Source organism: Chlamydiales bacterium, from assembly GCA_016185065.1.
Classification (GTDB): domain Bacteria; phylum Chlamydiota; class Chlamydiia; order Chlamydiales; family Rhabdochlamydiaceae.
Genome location: JACPOL010000009.1, coordinates 72,318 through 89,164 on the forward strand (window position 1 = coordinate 72,318; position 16,847 = coordinate 89,164).

Annotated in this window: 15 protein-coding genes; 6 read left to right on the top strand and 9 right to left on the bottom strand. The window is 47.1% G+C overall.

The genetic code is table 11. The annotated features are described in order from the left end of the window. Nucleotides 1-6 precede the first annotated feature (6 nt). A complete protein-coding gene (locus tag HYX48_07665) occupies nt 7-2,496 on the bottom strand; it encodes a right-handed parallel beta-helix repeat-containing protein (protein ID MBI2743775.1) in 2,490 nt (829 codons plus the stop codon). A gap of 113 nt (nt 2,497-2,609) precedes the next feature. On the opposite strand from HYX48_07665, the gene HYX48_07670 reads away from it, so the two are divergent. After that, a complete protein-coding gene (locus tag HYX48_07670; GenBank protein ID MBI2743776.1) occupies nt 2,610-2,948 on the top strand; it encodes a hypothetical protein in 339 nt (112 codons plus the stop codon). 125 nt (nt 2,949-3,073) lie between these two features. Beyond that, on the top strand, nt 3,074-4,054 hold the full coding sequence (locus tag HYX48_07675; GenBank protein MBI2743777.1) for a hypothetical protein: 981 nt from the start codon (nt 3,074-3,076) through the stop codon (nt 4,052-4,054). On the opposite strand, the gene HYX48_07680 is transcribed toward HYX48_07675, so the two are convergent. The 4 genes from HYX48_07680 to HYX48_07695 form a co-directional block, all read right to left on the bottom strand. After that, nucleotides 4,051-5,136 carry a hypothetical protein gene (locus HYX48_07680; protein MBI2743778.1) on the bottom strand — a complete coding sequence of 362 codons (1,086 nt, stop codon included), beginning with the start codon at nt 5,134-5,136 and terminating at the stop codon, nt 4,051-4,053. The two genes, HYX48_07675 and HYX48_07680, sit on opposite strands and share 4 nt — an antisense overlap. Nucleotides 5,137-5,356: 220 nt before the next feature. Then, a complete protein-coding gene (locus HYX48_07685; GenBank protein ID MBI2743779.1) occupies nt 5,357-6,004 on the bottom strand; it encodes a hypothetical protein in 648 nt (215 codons plus the stop codon). A 13-nt stretch (nt 6,005-6,017) separates the two neighbouring features. Next, entirely contained in the window at nt 6,018-7,277 is a 1,260-nt protein-coding gene (locus tag HYX48_07690; protein MBI2743780.1) for a YncE family protein, read from the bottom strand. 71 nt (nt 7,278-7,348) lie between these two features. Then, nucleotides 7,349-8,593, bottom strand: coding sequence for a hypothetical protein (locus tag HYX48_07695; GenBank protein ID MBI2743781.1), 1,245 nt, complete (start codon nt 8,591-8,593; stop codon nt 7,349-7,351). Nucleotides 8,594-8,779: 186 nt separating this feature from the next. Between HYX48_07695 and HYX48_07700 the strand changes: the two genes are divergently transcribed. Then, on the top strand, nt 8,780-9,301 hold the full coding sequence (locus HYX48_07700) for an HIT family protein (GenBank protein ID MBI2743782.1): 522 nt from the start codon (nt 8,780-8,782) through the stop codon (nt 9,299-9,301). Here the strand turns inward: HYX48_07700 and HYX48_07705 are convergent. From HYX48_07705 to HYX48_07720, 4 genes are all read right to left on the bottom strand, one after another. Next, nucleotides 9,287-10,393 carry a hypothetical protein gene (locus HYX48_07705; GenBank protein ID MBI2743783.1) on the bottom strand — a complete coding sequence of 369 codons (1,107 nt, stop codon included), beginning with the start codon at nt 10,391-10,393 and terminating at the stop codon, nt 9,287-9,289. The genes HYX48_07700 and HYX48_07705 overlap by 15 nt on opposite strands. A 53-nt stretch (nt 10,394-10,446) precedes the next feature. Next, on the bottom strand, nt 10,447-12,042 hold the full coding sequence (locus HYX48_07710) for a phosphatidylserine/phosphatidylglycerophosphate/cardiolipin synthase family protein (GenBank protein ID MBI2743784.1): 1,596 nt from the start codon (nt 12,040-12,042) through the stop codon (nt 10,447-10,449). A 279-nt stretch (nt 12,043-12,321) separates the two neighbouring features. Next, complete coding sequence (locus tag HYX48_07715) at nt 12,322-12,861, bottom strand: disulfide bond formation protein B (GenBank protein MBI2743785.1); 540 nt, start codon at nt 12,859-12,861, stop codon at nt 12,322-12,324. Then, a complete protein-coding gene (locus tag HYX48_07720) occupies nt 12,858-13,013 on the bottom strand; it encodes a hypothetical protein (GenBank protein MBI2743786.1) in 156 nt (51 codons plus the stop codon). The genes HYX48_07715 and HYX48_07720 overlap by 4 nt, the downstream gene beginning before the upstream one ends. A 206-nt stretch (nt 13,014-13,219) precedes the next feature. On the opposite strand from HYX48_07720, the gene HYX48_07725 reads away from it, so the two are divergent. Genes HYX48_07725 through HYX48_07735 form a run of 3 tightly spaced genes read left to right on the top strand, consistent with a single transcriptional unit; the run spans nt 13,220 to nt 16,844 of the window. Further along, the gene (locus HYX48_07725; GenBank protein ID MBI2743787.1) at nt 13,220-14,263 is read left to right on the top strand and encodes a hypothetical protein; all 1,044 of its coding nucleotides are present in this window, start codon (nt 13,220-13,222) and stop codon (nt 14,261-14,263) included. A 22-nt stretch (nt 14,264-14,285) separates the two neighbouring features. After that, on the top strand, nt 14,286-14,930 hold the full coding sequence (locus HYX48_07730; GenBank protein MBI2743788.1) for a hypothetical protein: 645 nt from the start codon (nt 14,286-14,288) through the stop codon (nt 14,928-14,930). Between the two features lie 15 nt (nt 14,931-14,945). Beyond that, on the top strand, nt 14,946-16,844 hold the full coding sequence (locus tag HYX48_07735) for a hypothetical protein (GenBank protein ID MBI2743789.1): 1,899 nt from the start codon (nt 14,946-14,948) through the stop codon (nt 16,842-16,844). Nucleotides 16,845-16,847: the final 3 nt, after the last annotated feature.

Genomic DNA, 16,847 nt, shown 5'->3' on the forward strand with positions numbered 1-16,847 from the left:
CTATTTTTATGGAGGGCATAGGGCCCCGCTGGGGCAGGAGTCGACAGCGGTTATAACGCCTACCTCCGTAATCGTTCCTATGTTTACTGTATCGACGTTGCATGGGCTTAAATTAAAAGCACCGGTTCCTGGATTGCTAAGAGAATAACCAGGGTCAATACTGGTGCTGTTGCCTGTCAGTGTCAAACAAACAGTGGGATCTCCAGTGGTAAAAAGGCCCAGGGCAATGCTTGGGCTTGCATTACTTAAGAGGGTGTTGTTTGCGATTGTAGAGCGAAGGTTAACATAGGTATCCAGACTGATACCTGAGGCTGCATTCCCCCCTCCATTTTGGCAATTGCTGATCACGTTATTTGTGATATTCGCGGTCATATTTGTGAATTCATCAGAAAAGCAGAGGATTCCCGATCCTTCACATCTCTCAATTGTGTTGTTCTCTGCAGTAAAATTTAGAGTAGAGCCTGCTTGAGAGAGAGCAATTGCATTTTGGCTGTTGCCAATATCAGTGATGGTGTTGCTGCTTATCGTAATATTTGCAGTTTGGAAAGGAGTCCCACCTATAATCGAGATTCCGTTGTCATTGAGCTCTGTTAAGGTGTTATTAGTCGCATTTAGAGAGAAGTTTGTGCACCCGCTTGCAAAAACTAGTGCAGAAGCACCATTATTTGACATGGTGTTTCCAGAGGCTGCGACGTTCAAATCTGTAATCGCCCCACTCGTGTGTATGTATAGGGAATCCGCACTGTTTCCAGAGAAGGTGTTTTCTACTAGATCTATGTTGCAACTGGTGACAGTGTTCCCATTTGCATTGAGCACAATATTTGATCCAAGGGTTGATGCGGATCCCGTCCTGTTGTTGGTGAAGGTGTTCTTGATAAAGGTGAGCTCGGTAGCAGCTGTTCCATTGTAAGAGATATTTACAGAGCCGGTCTCATTATCGTTAAAGACGTTATTTTCAAAAGTGGCTGAAGTCGGAGCCGAATCAAGGGCAACTGCGATGGGCGGCTCAGATATCGAAGTCTGTCCCTGAAAAGTGTTGCTCGAAATGGCCAGCGTGGATGCGCCGTTTAGAACCAGATGAATTCCGTTGGTATTGTTCAAAAACTGATTGTTCATTACAGATATCGAGGCGTCGTTAGAAAAGGTAGCCTCGATCGCAAAAGTATTCGTGTTTTCAAATGTACAAGAAGAGACCTCTAAGTTTTGAGAATCAGGCCCAAAAATGGCATCGTTCATTGAAGACGAGATGGTGAAACCGCTTATGACGTTATTAGACGCTAGAGTAATCGCATTACCATCTGTATCGATATTAGTATTCGTAATAATCGGCGAGGAGCTGCTTTGGGCGGGGATGGAGATCGTGCCTTGAGAAGTTTGTATCGAATGGCCAACTCCCGAACCCCAAAACTTCTGATCAGCTTTTAATAAGATCCCAGAATCCATCCCTGTCGTGGTGCCATTGCCAGGGAATACGTAGATGATATCTCCAGGCTTCGAATTGGCCTGTGCTAGAGCAAGTGTGGGGTAGGGACTTTCGTAGGTGCCGTCCGAGCTGCTTGTGTTTTCAACGAATACAAAAAAGAGAGGCTCTCCAGTTGCGGGATCGGTGGCTACAGCATCCTTTTTTTCACGCCCAACAACGATGATCTCTTCTCTTCCAACAGGTTGAACCATTCTAGAGACAAGCGCACTTGCAAGCTCGCATGTGTTTCTACACCCCTTTTTGTTTACGCTAGATTTTTTTCCGAAGGGAATCGAAAGAGTAATCTGTCCCTGGAAGTTGTTGTGGAATCTCCTGTCGTAAGAGTCGCTGAGTTCTAAAGTAACGTAATCTTTGAAGGTGCCGCTAATGCGCGCCTTCCCACCCCAAGTATTGCCACCCACCTCTCCGATGTAGTAGTAGGGGCCGGCTGCTGTGTAGAAGTCAAACAGACGAGTCTTGCCAAAGTGAAACCCCACCTCCGCGTCGGCTCCTTTCATAGCGAACTGATATTTTCTAGAGAGAATCATGTGGTGATCGGAAAAACGGTCGAATTTTGTGTGATAGGGAGATGTGATTTTTCTGCCCACAGGCAGGTAGCCGTTCATCCGGAAGTCCCAGAGCGTTCCCAGAGTTTCTAATCCTACCCCGATCTGATTGTAGCGCTGCCTTTTTGTGTTTCTGTAGTCGTAAAAGGCGTTTAGGCCATAGGCTCTGCATCCATAAACCCCTCTAATCCCAGTGCCCGCATTTGCTGCCCATTTTCCATTATCAAAGACGTGGCCTCTTGCATCCAAGAAGGGCATTACAGACCAGCGCTCAGGATCAGGAGCTAGAAAGGTTTCAAGAGTGGTGTAACCCTGCCTGTAACCTACTCCACCACCCTCAATGTGTCTGGCTGATAAGCGGTAGTGTTTTTTGCCGCTAGGGCAATCTTCCTGGGCAGAGTCCGCAAAAGCCGGGATGGTAAAACAGATTAGAGATCCTAGAGCTGCTCTAGTTAAAAAGGAGGTCATGCCTATTCCTGCAGAACGTTATTTTCTGGTGAGAGTAGTATTTTTTTTATTTTTAGACACTTTTTTAAATGAGGCGTTTTGTGGAAAATGAGCCTATCTCAATCCGGAGGCGTATGTTCGCAGTGATTTATCAAGGGTATTTGAAGGCTGGTCGCGAAAAGGAGTATCAGAACTTGTGGAACAAGATCGCTTCTTATTTTGTTGAGCACAGGGGTGCAATAGGCTCTTGCTTGCACCGCACATCTGATGGCCTATGGGTAGCATATTCCCGCTGGCCCGATAGAGCTACGCGCGACGCCTCTTGGCCTGGAGATAACGCTTTATCAGAAGAGCTGCCTGACGAGATAAAAAGAGCTGTTTTAGACATTAAAGATTGCGTTGATCAAGAGAGAAAAATCCCCGAGATCTGTTTAGAAGTCGTTGAAGATCTTCTCTTGCAGCATAATATATAAGTGGTTGTTGTCGTGTTGTCAAAAATATCTGCTTACAAAAACAAGTTTATTTGGGAATAGTTCTTCAAAGTAAGTAGTTGCTTAGAGTAAACTCTTTGAATTTTTCATATTTCAAAGGCGTTTTTATGTCGGCAGTTTCAAGCTTAAAAAAGATGCGTTGTTCCGGTGATGTTGAAAGCTCTCCTGCCGATCGGTGCACTGCTCTTCCATCTTCTCTTCTGATACACACACTTGGTCTTATCGGCATAAAAGCGTTGAGCCAGGATAAGACACTGTCTGTGTGCCAAGCGTTTTATGCTGTGCGGACAGAAGTTTTCAATAGACAGGCGTTGACTGGAGCGAAGCAAACAGATGAGACTCTTTACGCGTGCACTATGTTTTCTAAGCGCTCTTTAAAGATACAGAGAAGCTACACTCAAATCCTAGATCTAATGTCAAACGTGCGCAAGGTGAAATTATGCGACCCAAGTAGGGCGATGCTGGATGGGGTCTTTAGCACGCAGAGGGCGTCGCAGCTTCTCTCTCTCGCAATTCAAGAGTCTCCATTAAATAGAACATTTTCCCGTATTCCTGAGGCGTGCCCTAACCTTCGAACTCTCAGCTTTTTTCATTGCAATGCGCTGCGCGATAAGTCGCTGCGCGATTTCACGAGCTTAAAAAGATTGCGGAGTATCACTTTTTTTTCTTGTTCTAACATCTCTGAAGAAGCGGCTAAAACTCTTTCAAAAATCCCTACTCTTACAGAAGTTTCGTTCGTACATTGTGTGAACATTACCCGCAAAGCTGTAAAAACCATTTTTGCGCTACCAAGCCTAACTTCCTTAGAGCTATCTATGCTGCCTGTGTCAGAAAATGAGGAGAGGTTAATCGCCAGAGAGATAGCGAAAAGAGGATCTAGAATAACGGATCTAAATTTGAGCCTTACTGGTCTCGGCCCAGAACATCTCCTTCCAATTGCTAGGGCATGCCAAGCGCTTCGTAAAATGGATCTTACCAGCTACGCGCACATTCCCGACCCGATAGGTCTTAAGGGTGCCATGGAAAGAGAAAACCCAAAGCTTGAGATACTTGGCTTAACGCCCGGCGCTACTTCTCAGCCGGTCTAAGCGCCAGTTGTTCTGCGCATGGTAACTTCTCCTTCAATGCGAACGATCTCCTCGGTCGAAAAAAATGATCGAGATCGTGAGACCTTTCCGACGGAGTAGCTGGTATTAAGCTGCCAGCCAGCTGGGGGGATGATCACGCTCACATCATGGACCTGTTTAGGTGCATTCATTACCATGCTCGCTACAGCTGGTGCAGCAGCAGGTGCAACCGCTCCAGTAACAGAGCACTTCCCAAGTGTAATTCTCTCAAGGTTTGGAGCAAGCGCTAGATGAGCAGAAAGCAGACCAAAATCCACAGTGCAGTCATCAAAGCTTAGCTCTCTAAGCCTTTGGTGTTGTACCGCCACAGAAGATGGAACTAGGGTGCTAAATTTGTTAAAAGCGCCGCCTGTCTGCTGTGAAAAATTAAAATTATGTAATTTAAGAGCTGTCAAAGCTGGAAGTTCTTTGAGAAGAGCTCTTACATCTATCTTCACCTTGATGCAGTTGATGGCAAGAGCGGTTAAATTCGGGAAGTTCTTTCTCAATATAGCGCACTCTTTTCTGCCTAGCGTTTCCGTGTCTTCTAAGTTTAGTGTTAAAGAAGTAACGGTTTTTGAAGTGATCTTGCTCGGGAAGGTGCAAAATTCAAGGGTTGTAGGCACTATCATGTCTTCACTTATCAGCTCTCCTATTGATTCATCAACATTGCGCTCAAAGGAGACCGCTTTAGGATTTAGAAGAGGGATTAAATGCATGAACTCTCTACCGTACGAAGCATTGTCAAACATGCTCGATCTGGATATGGTTTTCAGGTAAGGCCATCTGGCTTTTATGCGATCGCTAAGTGCAACCACTGTTGCAAATGGTTCTGGTACAGAGCTCTCAAACTGGCGCCTCAGAGCAAGCAGAGTGATTCCTGCGCGTTTATTGCTCCAAAAAAAGCAGGCCCTTGCTGCGCATCCTGTGTCTCTGGTCGGGCTTAGATATTGGAAAAATAGAACCACGAGAGCATCGGGCAGTCTGCCCAATCCTGTTTGTGGTGTTCTCTCTACTGCTACACACCGAACTTTTGCTGCTCTAGAAACTGCTGTTGAGGTCATAAAATCTCCATTTTTAGGCGGAGATGTTAGCGGCTCCTCTAGAAAAATGAAAGGTATTTAGAGGGTATCTACGAAGTCAGAAACTTTGATTTTTTAAGAGTTTTTGGTAGAATTTAAATTCTATTTTGCAGGACATACTTGAGAAAGTAGACCAAGAAAGAGAATTTAAAGTCTGCCGGAAAGACTAAAAAAGCATGTTGCTGCCTTTGTAGACACCCTCTTAGAAGGCGTAACCTATGCCTACGCCAAAAGCGAAGCCCCCAACTTGAATCTCTCTAGTATAAACATTTCTTTTTGAAGAGTGGGCGTGGATTCGTTTATAGGAGTACTCTCCGAAGACGTCCAGGAGTAGATGAGGAATCGGGAAGAAGTTAAATCCCGTGTTTACAAAGCCTCCCAAGCCATTGCTGTTTACATCTCTGTCAACGTAAGAGGAGGTGTTATCTTGGTGCACAAAGAAATATCTAGGGCCTACAGTGAAGTAGGCGTGTACTTGTGGGCAGATCTTAAGAACGGGTTTGAGTCCTAAACTCAAGGGGATCTCCCAGATCGACGTCCTCTGATGGTCGTTTAATGACCTGCCATGGCGCTCTAGGTACTCGATGCTGCCATAGACCTGCAGCCATCTCCACACGGGATAAGATCCGCTAAGTTGAAGATCCAATCCCCCGCGATCGTAGATTTTGCGCATTTTGCTATCTGCAAAAAAGAAGTAGCCCACTTTGGCTTCTACGAGAGGGGGGATAGAGGAGGAGGCTTTTGAAAGGTTATCTGCTGAACCTGAACTGTCGCAGAATCCTTCTGTAAGAGCAGCTGAGAGTAGGGCGGAGATAAAAAGCCCTGTACGTACTGTTGAATATTTTTTCATAGTTCCAATTTTTTTAATTAATTTGGATGGTAGCCGCTGGGCTCTCGCTGTTGGAGGCATTAAATGCAGTCACTGAGTAGCTGGTTGTCACACCTTTTTTTCTGTTGTGGTCTTCATATTCGAATGTAGAGGCGCTCAATGTCGCGATTTTGACGCCATTGCGATAAACAAAATAACCTGCAACCTGCGAACCAGATGCACTTGCTTCCCATTGCAGAAGATTGAACCGCTCGAATAACAAGCCAAAGTCATTTTTTTTCTGGTGCCCTGAAAGATTGTTAGGAGGCGACAGAGAGGTGCCTTCTCTAATCGCAATCTCTTGAGGGAACAAGCCAACTGCAATTGGGGATCCAACGATAGTGTTCGTGCTAGTATCGATTGTAATGACGGTGTCATCTCCTCTAATCACTACATAGGCCAGCAGGCCATCTGGTGTAAATGCAATTCCCTGAGGAGAACTACCTACGGAAGAAATTGTAGCGACGACTGTATTACTGCTCGTATTGATCACAGATATGGACGCGCTGCCATTATTTGTCACATAAGCAAACTGCCCATTTGGTGTGACTGCAACACCTCTCGGGCTAGTGCCAACAGAAATTATTGCCGTAACTGCATTCGTGCTTGTGTCGATCACACTCACTGTAGCATCGCCAATATCAGTTACATAAGCAAATAGACCATTCGGAGTCACTGCAACTCCTATTGGACCACTCCCAACAGCAGTTGTGGCAACTACTGCGTTCGTGCTTGTATTGATTACAGACACAGTATTGTCCACGCTGTTTGCGGCATAGACAAAAAGTCCGTTGGGATTAGCCGCATCTCCAAATGGGGCAGTGCCGATTGGAACTGTCGCAATGACGGTGTTAGTCGCTGTATTGATAACAGAGACATTGTGACTAAAACTGAGGTTGTTGACTACATAGACAAATTGGCCGTTCGGAGTAATCGCAACTCCTACTGGACTGAAACCAACGGGAACCGTCGCGACTATGGTGTTGGAGCTCGTATCGATCACAGAGACGTTATCATCGCCACCATTGGAGACATATACAAACTGCCCATTGGGAGTGACCGCAACTCCTTGAGGGGCATTGCCGACAGGAATAGTTGCAACAACAGTGTTGGAACTCGTGTCGATCACAGAAACGGTGTCGTCATTGTTGGTCACATACGCAAAATCGGCAAAGACCTGACTATTAAAAACCGACAAAGTGAGGAGAAAAAGAGAGAAGGAACGATTTAAAGCGAGGCTTATCTTTTTGCTCATTGCTAACACTCTCCTGAAGAGCGAGTTGAAATGCGTTGTATAGTTTGAATGCTAATAAGTTAGCAACGCTTTTAATTAATTTGGATGGTGGTCGCTGCGCTCTCGCTGTTTGAGCTGTTAAACGCAGTCACTGAGTAGCTAGTTGTCACACCCTTTTTTCTGTTATGGTCTTCATATTCAAATGTAGAGGCGCTCAATGTCGCGATCTTGACGCCATTGCGATAAACAAAATAACCTGCAACCTGCGAAGCAGATGGGCTTGCCTCCCACTGTAGAAGATTGAACCGCTCGAATAACAAGCCAAAGTCATTTTTTTTCTGATGTCCTGAAAGATTGTTAGGAGGCAACAGAGAGGTGCCTTCTCTAAATGCAATTTCTTGAGGAAGCAAACCAACTGTGATTGATCCGACGACGGTGTTGGTGCTGGTATTGATTATGGTAATTTTACTATCTGCCACATATGCAAATTGCCCATCGGGGGTAATCGCAACTCCTCCCGGAAAAGAGCCAACAGGAACTGTAGCAATGACCATATTACTGCTCGTATCGATCACAGATACGGACGTGTTGTTAAAATTTGTTACATAAGCAAATTGTCCATTGGGAGTAATTGCAACTCCTTGAGGATTAATGCCCACAGAAATTGTAGCAACGACCATGTTGGTGTTCGTATCCAACACATTTACGAGATTGATACCATAATTGGTCACATATGCAAAAAGCCCATTGGGAGTAACCGCAATTCCGTAGGGGTTGCCACCGACAGAGGCTGTCGCTACTACTGTATTTGTTGACGTATTAATCACAGACACGGTGCCATCCACGCTGTTAACCACATATACGAATAGTCCATTTGGGTTAGCTGCATCTTGAAATGGAGCGGTGCCCACTGGGATCGTTGCAACGATCGTATTAGTGCTCGTGTCAATTACAGAGACGCTTTCAAAAAAGGTAGCATTGTTAACTACGTACGCAAATTGTCCGTTGGGGATAATCGCAACTCCTATTGGGCCCTGGCCAACGGGAATTGTTGCAACGATTGTGTTGGTGTTCGTATTGATTACAGAGACGTCTTGGTCGCTATTATTGACCACATATGCAAATTGGCCATTGGGGGTAATCGCAACACCAACCGGATTTTGGCCAACGGGAATTGTTGCAATGACAGTGCTAGAACTCGTGTCGATCACAGAAACTGTGTCGTTATTGTTGGTCACATATGCAAAATCGGCAAAGACCTGACTATTAAAAGCCGACAAAGTGAGGAGAAAAAGAGTGAAGGTGCCATTTCGAGTTAGGCTTGTTTTTTTTCGCATGAGGAGGCTACCTGATAGGGCTTTTGGTAAATTTGAAGAATAGAACAAAATATTTGAAACTTACTAACTTAACAAGATTTCTTTTTAATGCTCTCGATGGAAGCCTAAATAGCAGATGAGAAGAGAATTTGCGTTATCTGAAGTTTTGCTGCATAATTTCATGCAACTTGAACGGGTGGTTTGCCAATGAGAAGGATGATTAGTTTAGTAGCGCTGCTGTTTGCTCTGGTAGGGCCGGCCTGTGCCTCTTCTCCGGTGCAGGAGGAGGCTTACTGCGCCTTCTGTGATCCGAAGGTGCTGGACGCTCAGACCTTCTATGAAGATGAGCTAGTCCTTGCGCTTTACACGCATAAGCCGATCTTTCCGGGCCACTGCCTGATCATTCCCAAACGGCATGTGCCGCGCTTTGAGGGGCTTACCGACCAGGAGTGTCTGCATATCGCTCAGACCATCAGAAAGGTGAATCTCGCTGTTTCAAAGGTCTTTGGGACCTCTTCCTATCTGCTACTGCAAAAGAATGGAGAGGAGGTGGGACAGAGCGTTCCCCACGTGCACTTTCACTACATCCCGCGTATGAAGGGGGATGATTCTACGCTTAAGTTCTTCTGGCGCATGTATTTTGTAAATATGCAAGGGCCCATCGACCCTCAGGAGATGAAAGAGACCGTCTCGAAGCTAAAAGAAGCGATAGATCTACTGGCTGAGTAGTCCTTCGCTGCCGGGGACGCGGATCTGCATGCCCAGAGGTGCGAGCTGCGGGTTTAACATTGCAGCTGTTAGCGATGCTGAGAGGTAGTTGTTTCTGTAAGACATCAAGGAGAAAGGGTCGTGCTCCTTTGCGAGGAGTTTTATATCGGCCCGGAAGGGTAAGTCCTGGTGGTCTTCTTTGAGAAGATCGAGATGGTACCGGTGCCACTCATCCACTTCAGCTGGCGAGATAAACTGCATTATCTGCTTGCACAAATTATTGTGCAGCTCCCTGCAGCTATTTTCAAGCGTTCCCTCTTGATAGAAGCGAGCAGCGTGTTCTTCAGGAACTTCTTGAGGGTAGATGAAAGAGGTGCTCGGTCTGTCCCAAGTGAGATGGCCTCTCATGCGCTGGTACATCTGCCCAACAAGAGAGAGTGCTATTTTCTGGTAGCTTCGAACATCTGTGATCATACCGGTAGATGTATAACGCTTTTCCACGGGAAAGGTGGTGCCCTTGCTCCACTCATAATGCCAATTGATGAAGCTTGGAAGATCTTGCAGAGTGAAGTAGCCTATTGCATAGGCGAGATAGATACATTTTTTCCAAGCCGCTTTTGAGGCCTCATCTGTGACGCTTCGACCTGCAAGAGGGCTTTCAAATGCAGTGAGAGCATTTCCATACAAGGTAAGTAGCTGGTGAATTTTTAGAGTTAAAGGATCGTCTCTCATGCCGCTATTACCGATGGGAACATATGCGGGCTTCCCGACAATGGTGCATAGTGTTTCAGGGCCAGCAGCTTGGAGTTCAGCCTCTGCGAAGGCGATCGCCTCTTGTTCCAGTGCAGACAAGGGGAGTAGCGCGGGGTAGGGGGAGGCCTCTGAAAGAAGATTTGTAAACCAGGCGATGAGCCCTCTGATGCACTCCATGATGCAGTCGGGGAGGAGAGCCTCTAAACAGGAGCATGTCGCTTCAGCCTCGTTTGCGGTGGCAAGGCGAGTAGGAGCTGCTCCAACGCCTGCCGGCGCTCCCGCTGCGGATCCGCTACCACCTGCTAACTGTGCATGGTGTGGGACAGAGGAAACTGCAGGACCCTTAACTTCATGTGCCATAAAAAATCCTTTATTAATCTCCAAACATTATAACTGCTCGGAGATTAATAAATCTATTGAGAGATGTGGGCCGAGGCCTGAAGCGTCAGCATTTTCAAAAATTCATTTAAGTAGTAGTAGAAAGTTGTTGAAGGGCCCACTCTTCTTGAGCGCAGCGCGTCTTCTTGAAGAACTCGAAGGGTCTGCTCAGCCACTTCCGCTGAATCAAAAACGACCATGTCTTCATCTTCCGTCTCAGCGCAGAAGCTGATGTTGTAACTGCCCATTGTTGTGAGCTGCTCGTCGATGACCATGACCTTCTTGTGGTAGAGGGTCGACTCTTGCGTGTACTCGTAACACTTCACGTTGCCAAATCGCATCAGCCTTTCAAGCGCTGAACGGTTGGCAGGAGCCAAGAAGCGGGAGCTGAGAGGGGAGTGCGTAGCACTTCCATTTGTAATGATCGTGATCTCTATTCCTCGCGCTGCTGCGCCTTCAAGTTCTCTAATCACTTCAGGCTGGTTGAGGCACATGTGAGCAATTGCAATCGATTTCTTAGCGCTGCGAATCATCTGCTGATAAGCCATGCGGCAGCCGTGAGCATCTCCATGCTCGTAGGATCCTGTAATCACAGCTGTAGGCGAGGTGACGATCCTATCTCGGGCTTTATCTTGAAAAATCTCATCGTGCTGTTCGAGAGATGCCTGTTTCACGTTGGCTGGAATCCTCTCGTAGCCTCTTTGAGCGGCTAAATTTCCATATTGTCTTCTTTCGGGGGTAAGTGACTGCCACTTGGCGAGAAGCTGGTAGTACTCATGGCGCAGGGTCTCAGCCGCAGGGCCCGTGACCAGTGCATCCATATCGCGCGCGCCTCTTCCGAGAACTCTCTCCGGAAGCGAAGCTCCTTGGCCTACATTATCTCCACCTTCTCTGGAGAGTACGTCCTGTATTCCCGTTCCGCCGGTGATGCATCTCACTCCATCCACAATCACCATTTTGGTGTGGTTTGAAATCGTTCTAAGCGATGGCAGTAGAAGGTACTGCTGCTTTGTTTCAAGCAGGAAGAAGTTGTTGGGGTATCTCGCTGCTAGGTCTCTAATTTTCTCGTAGTTAGAAGGTGTGAGAAGATCGTCGTTTGCGATGATCTTGACCTGTAGAGCCGGATTCTGCTCAAGCTTCTCTTGAATCTGGATGAGCATGCGGTCGAATATCGCCCCGCCGCAGTAGCTGCCCGAGATCTCAATCGAGTGCTGTGCGCTTGCAATTAGACGAGACTTCATCTCCATCGTTTCTGTAGAGCTCTCCGTGATGAATACCGAGTTATCTGCCCATGCGCCAAGTGGCGTAGTCCCATCCAAAAAGGGGATAGGAGCGTTCTGGTCTACATGGTAGATGCGGTAGAATGTATAGGCTAGAAGCGCGAGGCCAAGCGCGGCAGTCAGCCCAGCAGTGGTAAAAGCGACAGTTGTAGCAACGCCAGCAATTGGGACCGCATAAAAGGTGGCTGTGCCGGCAAGAGCGGCAGTAGCCAGGATTTTGAACAGGGCCTTTGCAGTGTGCCAAGCCTTTTCGACTCCTGGAAGATCAACCCAGTGGTGACCGATCTTGTGCTCTCCAATCCCGTGTTGAGGAGGAACAAATGTAATTGTAGGTGCTGCAATAACTGCCATATTAAATAACCATTTATTTAGTTTGATAAAACAATAATTTTATCAAAATAAAACAATTATTCAAATAGTCGAAATAATTTTAATTTAAATTATTAAATAATATTTTGATTCTTAGAAGTGCTGCAGCCCGCCGAAGAAAATGGACTTTAATGGACGAGGAACGGACAGGAAATGGACACGGAGTGGACAGGCGGGCAAGAGAGAGGGAAAGAATTTCTCTCTTTGGCGTGTGGTCATTTTCGCCCATTTCTTCTTTCGAGTGCTTTTCTGAGGGCTTGCTTAAGGGTTGTCGGGGCAGGGGGTGAATCCGCAGATCATACCGATGCTGACGATATCTGCGATGATGATTGCAAGAGTGAAGAGAAAGGCGAACCTCTCCATGAGTGTAAGTGCTTTAGAATGAAAGGGTTTCCATGATGGATTGTAGAGCAGCATCAGGCCGCCAATCGCGATGATAGAGCAGACGAAAGAGATGAGCGCCCAGGTGTAGAGGCCATACCCCAGTACAGGCGTTCCAAAGGTAGGAGACCCTGGACAGACGTGCAAGCTGATCTGCCTGAGCGAGACCCCCGCACCGAAGACGCAGTGGAAGAGGGAGATCGCATGGTGGGACATCTTGATGCCAAAGCGGAAGTTCAGCAGCTGGCCCACTGCAATTCCAATCATCGCCACTCGCTGCAAAAAGCAGAGAGGGCAGGGGGCCTGATTCGTAGTGTACTGATAGACGAATGCGGCAGTAATAATCCCGCAGTGGACGATCACCAGAAGAGAAGAGATCAGGCGACTTAACGCCTGCGGCCTCATGAGCGCTGAGTTCATAGATTAATATTCAACGTTGATGTTGCGTGATACCAGAGGGTAAGAATCGCAAAGAGCAGCCCTGCTGTGATGCTAAAGATTGCAACTCCTCTTTTCTTTACAACGATGAAGGCCATCGCCAACAGATAGAGAGTGAAAACGCCAATCATCATAGTTACACCTATAAAAACGCAGTGATAATGAATAAGAAAAAAGCATGCAATACATTTTTTTAGAAATTCAGAAATGTAAATATTGAATTTTTTATTAATTAATAAAAGTAAAAAACTAGATTTTTAAATTGAATAAAAGAGCTTTTTTGTTTTTCTCGAAAACATTTTTCTGTTACACTTTTTGCTTTAAAACAAGGGAGTTTCAAATGAGCGTATCAAGTCTAGGAGCAGTTGTAGGTGGTCTCGGTTCTGGTGTGTGGATGCCGGTAGTGAAGCTAGCGGAGACTGATGAATTCAGAAAAGAGGGCCAGACAACTCCGTTCACCATTGGGTTCCAGTTTTTGCAGCAAGCAAAAGCTCTAGAGTTTGTTGAAGGTGCCATGAAGGTCGTGGGTCGGGAGCCGTTTTCTCAGCTCGCTCACGTTGTGATCTACCTCTCTCCTATTCTCCTTCTCGCGGCAAGAGATATCCTTCCCGAAGTGTGTGGCCTTGAAAGTGAAATAATCAAAGAGATTGTCGATTTTGTAGAAAAGAACATTAGCACCCTCTGCCACGTGGCAGCGCTTGTCTCATCTCTTGTCCAGATCCTCTTTGGCAGCGCTCTGTTTGGAGTGGCAGCTCTCGCAGTTCTAGGGGTGGGGCTTCTCTATGAGCACAACCTCCTCCCAGAGTCTGTAAAAGAGATCGCCGGAGATGTTGCTGTTCCTCTCTTCCTTGTAACCACCCTCGTATCGGGCCTCTGGATAGACACTATCATTGGTGCTATTGCACTTGCAGCTCTTACCGCGGATTGTTGGACTCCTCTCGCTCAAGGGGCTTTCGCAGCAATTCAAGAGTGCTGCAGCGGCAGCGAAGGAAGAGAGCATCCAAGAGGTCGAGTGGATTTAGAGAGAGCTCGAGCGGCTTTAGGCGTCCATGATGACGACGGCGCTGCAGGCGTTGAAGGCGATGAAGGCGATGAAGGCGATGTTCAAGTTGAAGAAGGAGCTGAGGAGACTGGTCATTTTGACACATTGGAAGATTTAGCAGCTGCAAAAGCAGACTCTGGTGAGCTTCTTACGACTGTCAGACGTAGATCTGGAGTTGAAAAAGTAACCGGAGGAGATGGTTCCCTTGATGGTGCCTTTGCCGCGATGGAGGATGCCGTAGATGATCTTCTTGTGACTCAGAGGCGTAAACCAGGTACGCGTACGCACTCCGGACGTGTTATGGGCGGCGCTGGTGAAGACTCGCGTTTAACGGGAACTTGAGAGTTAAAATAGGGGAAATTCAATGAGTGCAGCAAGTTTAGGAGCAGCTCTAAGCGGTCTCGAATCGGGCGTAATAATGGCTACGTTGAGAGTAGCAGAGGTTGATGGATATAAGAAAAGTGGCTCGGGCTGGGATACTCTCTTCGTGCAGCTCATTCAACAGGTGAAGGCAATAGAATTTACTGAAGGTGCTCTGCGCGTAGTAGGGCGGGGGCCACTTCCTCAATTAGTTCATGCCGTCATCTGCCTCACCCCTATTCTGCTTGTGCTGGCAAGGGATCAGCTTCCACAATTTGGAATCGAAAGTGAAGCGCTCACTGCAATTGCCAATTTTGTGGAGCAAAACATTAGTATTCTCTTCCATGTTGCAGCGCTTGTCTCCTCTGTTGTCCAGATCATTTTTGGAAACATGATTTTCGGAGCTGTAGCTTTTGCGACTCTATCAGTGGGAGTTCTATACGAATACGATCTCCTTCCCGAGTGTGTAAAAGAGGGCGTTGAATATGTCGCTCTTCCTCTCATGATCGGAACCGGTCTTGTATCGGGCTTATATATAGACACTATGGTTGCCGCTCTTACGGTGATAGGTCTTATTGGTGAGCAGTGGAACAGCAGCGGTGCTGCTGCGAGCGGTGGCGGTAATGGCGAGATGAAGCATACAAGTTAAAATAAGAGAAATTCAATGAGTACAGCAGGGTTAGGAGTAGCAGACATCGTTCCATTCTTAAATGGTCTAGGTTCTGGGATCATGATGACCGAGACCAAGAGGCTCGAGGACTCGGTGCACGCGGGCGGAAACGGCTACTTCACTGCGATGCTGCAGATGGGCCAAGCGGGGCAGGCGTTAGGGTTTGTCGATAAGGCGCTACAAATAACGGGCCATGAGGCGGTTCCTCAAGCTCTTTGCTATGCGATCTATCTCACTCCCATTCTACTCGCTCTTGCGACAAGTGAGATGTTCGGGGTCAGCGACGAGACGCTTAAAGCGATCATCGTCTTTGCCCAGGACTACCTCGGCACTCTCTGCCACGTCGCAGCGATGGTCTCTTCTGTTGTTCAGATCTACTTTGGCAGCATGGTTTTTGGAGTCACAGCTGCTGTTGTTTTAGGCGTTGGATTCCTCGATCGAAATGGAGTTCTTCCTGAGTATGTAAGACAAGTTGTTCACCTCATTAGCGCTCCTATCATGATTGCAACGGGTCTTATGTCGGGTCAAGTTTTTGACACCTGCTTTGCCGGGTTCAATCTAGTCTGTTTCTTCATCCAGAAGTACTTCTCCTGGAGCGAAGTGAAGATGCCAGATCCCAACCTCACGGAAGGGCTGCTAACCCCAAGCACTCTCAAAGACATCGTACAAAGATCTAGGATGGAATGGGATTTTGGCTTGGAAAGATACGTTTTTATGCCTCCTCGGAATCTTCATATGAACAGAAAGTATGTTCACTGCAAAACCTCCTTAGACAATGTTCCTAATGTGGATATCGCAGGGTTAAAAGCTGAGTTTGACCGCATCAACTGGTCTGAAGAGAACATCCAGCTCATGCGCCAGAAGCTGGGAGCCGATCAACGCTACCTTGGACGCAATACGGATCCGATGAAGAGAGATGAGAGCACGGGAGAGTATCTCCTCTCAGATGCAAAGCTAGTAGAGCATGTTAAAAAGTGTCTTGCCTCGTGCGTAGATGGAGTCAAAGGTCACAAGATTTTGAACGGAGAGCCTCTAAGTTACGATCTACTCGAAGACTATCTAAAAACTGTTGTGCATGAGATTGCAAGAAAGCCGGAAGAGGAGCGCATGGATCTTCTTCTTCTCATTGCCGTTGAAGGTGGAGAGTATTGCGGCCCCGGTATTTTTGATGCCGCAGAAGCTGCATTCGTTCGCTGTGTAGGTGAAAGCGATCTATTTAGCGTAAGGAAGAAGGTCCTAACCAGCTTGCAGAGTCAACGCAACAGGGATTTCGAAGGGCTCTACGCCGTGATGATGAACCTACAGGGTAATGACCAGATCCCGAACCCCATGATAGGTCTTATGGGAAACGTTGTTGATTGGCATGACAGACATAATAAGAATATCGTGATAAACATGTACGGGGGCGATCTGGGCTTAAGAAAAGCAGGGGCAGATAACGATCAGCTAGCAGTGATCGACCCATTAATGAAAATGGGAGTCTCTCTGACTCTTGCGCCTTTAATTCAAACGATTTTCTGGGGTGAGGATCCCGGGATGATGCGCGGTCATACGCTCTCATCAATGGTTGAGACGCTTCAGGAGACCAGCGGCACACCTGAACTTCCATTTCCCGACATCACTCAGTGGTGGCTCGACTGGATCGATAAGCAGGAAGCGATAGACCTCAATGAGTGGAGAGGTTGGGCCAGCCAGCAAGATTGGGAAGGTTCGGAGAGAACTCTAGCCAAAACCAAAGAGCTTCTTAAAGCGGAGCTCACGGATGATGCAAAGATTTTCGGTATGCCTGTTCAAAGGAGAAGAGACGATGGAGGCCTCGGGAAAGTTGAACCGGGCTTCATCGCCGCGATGCTCTTCGACATGGGAATCTTGCACAATCCTAATGCTGTCTAATCT

Coding starts and splice junctions, on each gene's coding strand:
- HYX48_07665 (MBI2743775.1), bottom strand. CDS start 2,496: ATGACCTCCTTTTTAACTAGAGCAGCTCTAGGATCTCTAATCTGTTTT.
- HYX48_07670 (MBI2743776.1), top strand. CDS start 2,610: ATGTTCGCAGTGATTTATCAAGGGTATTTGAAGGCTGGTCGCGAAAAG.
- HYX48_07675 (MBI2743777.1), top strand. CDS start 3,074: ATGTCGGCAGTTTCAAGCTTAAAAAAGATGCGTTGTTCCGGTGATGTT.
- HYX48_07680 (MBI2743778.1), bottom strand. CDS start 5,136: ATGACCTCAACAGCAGTTTCTAGAGCAGCAAAAGTTCGGTGTGTAGCA.
- HYX48_07685 (MBI2743779.1), bottom strand. CDS start 6,004: ATGAAAAAATATTCAACAGTACGTACAGGGCTTTTTATCTCCGCCCTA.
- HYX48_07690 (MBI2743780.1), bottom strand. CDS start 7,277: ATGAGCAAAAAGATAAGCCTCGCTTTAAATCGTTCCTTCTCTCTTTTT.
- HYX48_07695 (MBI2743781.1), bottom strand. CDS start 8,593: ATGCGAAAAAAAACAAGCCTAACTCGAAATGGCACCTTCACTCTTTTT.
- HYX48_07700 (MBI2743782.1), top strand. CDS start 8,780: ATGAGAAGGATGATTAGTTTAGTAGCGCTGCTGTTTGCTCTGGTAGGG.
- HYX48_07705 (MBI2743783.1), bottom strand. CDS start 10,393: ATGGCACATGAAGTTAAGGGTCCTGCAGTTTCCTCTGTCCCACACCAT.
- HYX48_07710 (MBI2743784.1), bottom strand. CDS start 12,042: ATGGCAGTTATTGCAGCACCTACAATTACATTTGTTCCTCCTCAACAC.
- HYX48_07715 (MBI2743785.1), bottom strand. CDS start 12,861: ATGAACTCAGCGCTCATGAGGCCGCAGGCGTTAAGTCGCCTGATCTCT.
- HYX48_07720 (MBI2743786.1), bottom strand. CDS start 13,013: ATGATGATTGGCGTTTTCACTCTCTATCTGTTGGCGATGGCCTTCATC.
- HYX48_07725 (MBI2743787.1), top strand. CDS start 13,220: ATGAGCGTATCAAGTCTAGGAGCAGTTGTAGGTGGTCTCGGTTCTGGT.
- HYX48_07730 (MBI2743788.1), top strand. CDS start 14,286: ATGAGTGCAGCAAGTTTAGGAGCAGCTCTAAGCGGTCTCGAATCGGGC.
- HYX48_07735 (MBI2743789.1), top strand. CDS start 14,946: ATGAGTACAGCAGGGTTAGGAGTAGCAGACATCGTTCCATTCTTAAAT.